Consider the following 4,676-nt stretch of genomic DNA (forward strand, 5'->3'; position numbering starts at 1 on the left):
TGAAATCGTGGCTAATGTTGCGAAGTCCGCGAAGGCGGACTAGTTTATTAGTCCGCGAAGGCGGACTTCGCATTCCGAGGAGCGGTTTCTAACCGCTTAGATTGTAGGTAGCAACTTGGGTTAACTAACTATCTCAACCCCGCGCCCCGCTCCCTGTCTTGTCTTGACGCACACAACCTGGAGGAAACCTCCAGGTCGCGCGTCGCTGACTGAAACACATCCTCCTCCACTCTCCGCGTGATTTCAGTCGCAACTCCCAACTCCCAACTCTGCGACCGATCGGTCACAATAGAAAGATGAACCAGGTAAATTACTTACGAATTAGCCTCATCGATCGCTGCAACTTTCGGTGTCAGTATTGTATGCCGGAGGGAGCGGAGTTAGAGTATCTCCACCGCCAGCAACTTTTGACTGATGATGAGCTGCTGACACTGATTCGGGAAGTATTTATCCCAGTCGGTTTCAACTGTTTTCGGCTGACTGGTGGCGAACCATTATTACGTAAAGGAGTCGTCGAGATTGTCAGATCGATCGCGAGTCTACCAGAAACTCAAGATTTATCGCTGACAACCAATGCCTTTTTACTCTCTGGCATGGCAGAAGACTTATATAGAGCTGGCTTACGTCGCGTGAATATCAGCCTCGATTCGCTCCATGAGGCTACCTTCGATCGGATCGTTGGCAATGTTGGCAGATCGCGCTGGCAACAGGTCTGGAATGGGATTTTGGCTGCCGATCGCGCAGGATTTACACCACTGAAATTAAATGTCGTAGTGATCCCAGGCGTCAATGATACCGAAGTCTTAGATCTAGCCGCGCTGAGCATCGACAAACAATGGCACGTCCGCTTTATCGAGTTTATGCCAATTGGCAACGATGAATTATTTAGCGATCGCGGCTGGATCTCGTCAGCATCAATCCGCCACCAAATTCGCGAACGCTGGGGTTTAACAGCAGCACATGTGAAGGGAAATGGCCCTGCGGATGTGTTTACGATTCCAGGCGCGCAGGGGACGCTCGGATTTATCAGTCAAATGTCAGAATGCTTTTGTGACAGATGCAATCGCATGCGGCTATCTGCGGATGGGTGGTTGCGTCCGTGTCTACTCAACGAAACCGGACAACTGGATCTCAAAACTGCACTGCGTAATGGGGTTTCGACAAAAGAGTTGCGATCGCAAGTCCGCGATTTACTCGCACTCAAACCCGAAATTAACTACAAAGGTCGCGAATCTGGCAGTGAAACCGGGTCTTATCATCGTACCATGTCTCAAATTGGAGGCTAACAAAGATTGATTCTATGGAAACGACCCAAGTAAACGATCGACGATCTAACACTCAAATTGAGTGGATGTCAACTTAGCAACGCCTATTTTAAGCTCCGCGATTAGGCTCTTCACTGAATTTGTCGAGGTAAGTAATCATCGCTTTTGCCCAGATGCTTTCCTCTAGGTAATGCTTGGCGATTTCCACCAGAGCGGCTTTTGTAGCTTGGAGGTGGCGTTCGGGATTGAGGAGTTGCTGGCGGAGGGTGGCTAGCTTGTGAGTTGTGGACTGTTGGATTTCGATGAATTCTACGTCGATGATGTGAATGGCTTGAGTTTCGGTAGTGACTTGAGGATGTTGGGTTTGGAGTTGGACGATCAGGCTTTGGATATCAGAGATCGCGGCTTTGGTTTCGCGATCATTTGGATAGTTGTTTTCGATGTATGTGTTTACTTGCTCGAAGATTTGGACTTTTTGGGCGTTGGGGAAGTTGTATTTAGATGTGTCGCTCACTTTGGGTTCTCGGTTTCAGATAGGGTACTTTCTAGATTGCGTGCGCCATGTAGGACGCGAATAATGTCGATGGTGTCTTCGGTAAGTTGGTAGAGGATGAGATAGTTTGGGAATCCTTTGACGGGATATTGGCGAACTTGGGCAACTTCGGGGTTAGTAAAACCGCTAAATCTGCCGATACCAGGGACTTTAGCAATGAGTTGGAAGGTAGCTTCGGCAGCATAGATAAATCGATCTCCTGCGTCTAAATTATCGTAGCTGATGTAGGTGGCAATTTCGATGAGATCTTGGATGACGATCGGGCGTTTGTTCAGTTGGGGCATGGTTTAGTTGCCCTGACTGAGGTTTTGGCGAACGGTGGCGCGGATCTGCGTCCAGTCGTCAGGGGTGATGGGGGTGGCGGAGCCGGATTGGATGCCTTCGAGGGCGAGGGTTTCGAGGCGAGTTTGGCGATCGCGGTCGGCTTGGATGAGGGCTTGGATATAGTCGCTAGGGGTGGCGTAGTGACCGGATTCGATTTGGGTTTGGAGGTAGGTGGTGAGGTTTTCGGGAAGGTTGATGGGGAGGGTGTTCATGGTGGTTTGTGGATTGAGGGTGTAATTCTATGATGATGAATCTTTGGATGGGGTTTGATAGTATCGATCGACTTTCTCAATGATTTTAACTTCGGTGGCGTTGGGAAAATGATTCTCGGTTTTATTGCCTTCGATGTAAACGGTCAATCCTGTCTGTGAATGTTGGATTAAAGGTGGTGGGGAACGGAAAATATCATAGTTGTAAAATTTGCAGTTGTATTGAGCAGACTCGATAATCAATAATGCTTGTTCACCTGATTTAGTGTCTAGAAGTGTCGCCAATTTAGCAATATATTTAGAGACATAAGGACTATCCACTCTCATTAATACTATTGCTAATCTATTCCTAAAGTAGTAGCTGTTATCAATCCCTGGTGAGTTAAGATGAGAAATAATAGTTGAAATCAATGAATCTCTCTTGGAATCTTCTTGAGCACCATCTATGAGATTTGCTAATAATCCAGACGCTCGATCTAAGTAATCTAATGAATACAGATCGCTACCAAGCATTTCGATAAGATATGGTGCCATCTCAATATCTCCGAATTGAGCTAGCGTAATTGCTGTAATATTATCACCTCGCAGTAAAGATTCCTTCAGTTTCTTTCTGACTTCATCTGTGTTGAATTTATTTAAAGCATCAACAACTTCTTGAATAATATATTTCCTGTTTGATATTGGTTCGTAGACCCATTGCCTAACAGCACTGTAGTCTCCAATATCTCTAGCCGCATTGGAATCAAACCCATTTATGATAAAACCTTTTCTTTGTTCTGTTTTGTCATCATCAGACAACTCAAACTCAAATTTTGAATCAGCAAGTTTAGGATCGTCTGGATAATAATCACGTAGTGCTTTGAGTAGCTCAGGTATTGCTTCTTCAGAGCCAGATTTTGCAAGGGCAATAGCAGCACTTCTACGAACAAAGTAGATCGGATCTTCCAATGCCTTCACTAGAAACTCTTTTACTTTTTCTGAAGATAAGCTTCCTAGTGATTTAGCTGATTGCGATCGAATCTCACGATCTTTATGATTTAGACCTTCAACAAGAACCTCGGTAGCAATTTCTGTACCCAACTCAGCTAAAACTGTAGATGCGTTCCATCTGATATGGAAATCCTGATTTTTGAGTATTGGCTCCAAGAGTGGAATAGCATTTAATCTTCGATTATTAATAAGTATCTTGGCTGCTTGAGACCGCATGTTAAAATCTAAATCACATAGCAATTTATATAAAATATTCAATGAATCATCATCATCGAATTTACCAATTAAATCAATGATTCCCGATTTCAATTGATTGTTATCTGTAACGTGCAGCTTTTTAATCAGAATAGACGATGTTCTTTCGCTTTTCAAAGCGTGTAGAATACTCGTTAGTTGGCTAATTTTATTAATGCAATTTATACCGTTGGTTTTCCCTAAGATTGAAATCAATCTCTCTTCGATGTTTTCTTGGCTTTTTCGTGCATATTGGACAACAATTTCGTTTATCTCGTTACTTGGTGATAAATAATCGAAAAATATGTCAGGACTATCTAAATAATTATCAATTATTGGTTTGGCATCTATTGGTGACAACTGTACAAGTAGCTCGGTGATTTTAACCTCTAGCTCCACTGCTTCGGAGGATAAAGTTTTGAAACCAGCTTCTATGTAAGGAGGAGTAGAAGGATCTGACACGATCCATTTTTCCAGTTTTTCTAGTCTTGCTTTTAGCACAGGTACTATTTCTAGATCGTTCAATTCTTGCAGAGCTAAAACAGCCTTGGTTGCAATATCCAAATCATTACTTTCAAGAAAAATAAGTAGTGGTGTTTTAGCTTCGGTTGAGCCAGTGCAGCCGAGTAAATATATCTTGAGCCAAGTTGGTAATTTTTTTCTATTAAGATCTTCAACAAGATGTTTCTGAAAATTAAACCGAACTTGTCCTGCCAATCGCGATCCTAAAACTAAGTCAACTTCAAAAGCAGATTTAACTATTCTTGTTACTTGATCTTCATCCTCCAACAATCCCAACAGCAATCCCAGCGGCTCCGTCCACTTGAGATAATTCAAATAAAAATGCTTCAACCGATCGTCATCCACCAGATCGGGATGCTGATTTTGCAACATCGATCGCAAGTACCGTGCTGCATAATATTCCTGAAATAATTGGTGATGAAATTCAATCTGTTGGGGATCTGCCGCCACCTGTAATAGATGATGCTCCACCAAATCCTCCAACCATTCCTTCGCCTTACTCGCTGGATCTGTCTCGCCCCGCTGCTTCAGCCAAGCTTCTAACATGCTCTCCGCTCGATCGCGTGATAAAGTCAGCCA

At 43.8% G+C, this 4,676-nt stretch carries 5 protein-coding genes; 1 reads left to right on the forward strand and 4 read right to left on the reverse strand.

What is annotated here, in order from left to right; genetic code table 11:
* Positions 1 to 296: 296 nt before the first annotated feature.
* Positions 297 to 1,286 carry a GTP 3',8-cyclase MoaA gene (gene moaA / locus RMO27_RS03885; RefSeq protein WP_309729303.1) on the forward strand — a complete coding sequence of 330 codons (990 nt, stop codon included), beginning with the start codon at positions 297 to 299 and terminating at the stop codon, positions 1,284 to 1,286.
* An 88-nt stretch (positions 1,287 to 1,374) separates the two neighbouring features.
* On the opposite strand, the gene RMO27_RS03890 is transcribed toward moaA, so the two are convergent.
* The 4 genes from RMO27_RS03890 to RMO27_RS03905 form a co-directional block, all read right to left on the reverse strand.
* Entirely contained in the window at positions 1,375 to 1,779 is a 405-nt protein-coding gene (locus RMO27_RS03890; protein ID WP_309729305.1) for a hypothetical protein, read from the reverse strand.
* The gene (locus RMO27_RS03895; protein WP_309729308.1) at positions 1,776 to 2,102 is read right to left on the reverse strand and encodes a type II toxin-antitoxin system RelE/ParE family toxin; all 327 of its coding nucleotides are present in this window, start codon (positions 2,100 to 2,102) and stop codon (positions 1,776 to 1,778) included. Before RMO27_RS03895 ends, RMO27_RS03890 begins: the two co-directional genes overlap by 4 nt.
* Before the next feature lie 3 nt (positions 2,103 to 2,105).
* Positions 2,106 to 2,354 (reverse strand): type II toxin-antitoxin system ParD family antitoxin, encoded by a 249-nt coding sequence (locus tag RMO27_RS03900; RefSeq protein ID WP_309729310.1) that lies wholly within the window; start codon positions 2,352 to 2,354, stop codon positions 2,106 to 2,108.
* 27 nt (positions 2,355 to 2,381) lie between these two features.
* The coding region (locus RMO27_RS03905) for a HEAT repeat domain-containing protein (protein ID WP_309729312.1) at positions 2,382 to 4,676 on the reverse strand (2,295 nt) is incomplete at its 5' end.

The organism is Chamaesiphon sp. OTE_75_metabat_556 (genome assembly GCF_031378165.1).
Lineage (GTDB): Bacteria > Cyanobacteriota > Cyanobacteriia > Cyanobacteriales > Chamaesiphonaceae > Chamaesiphon.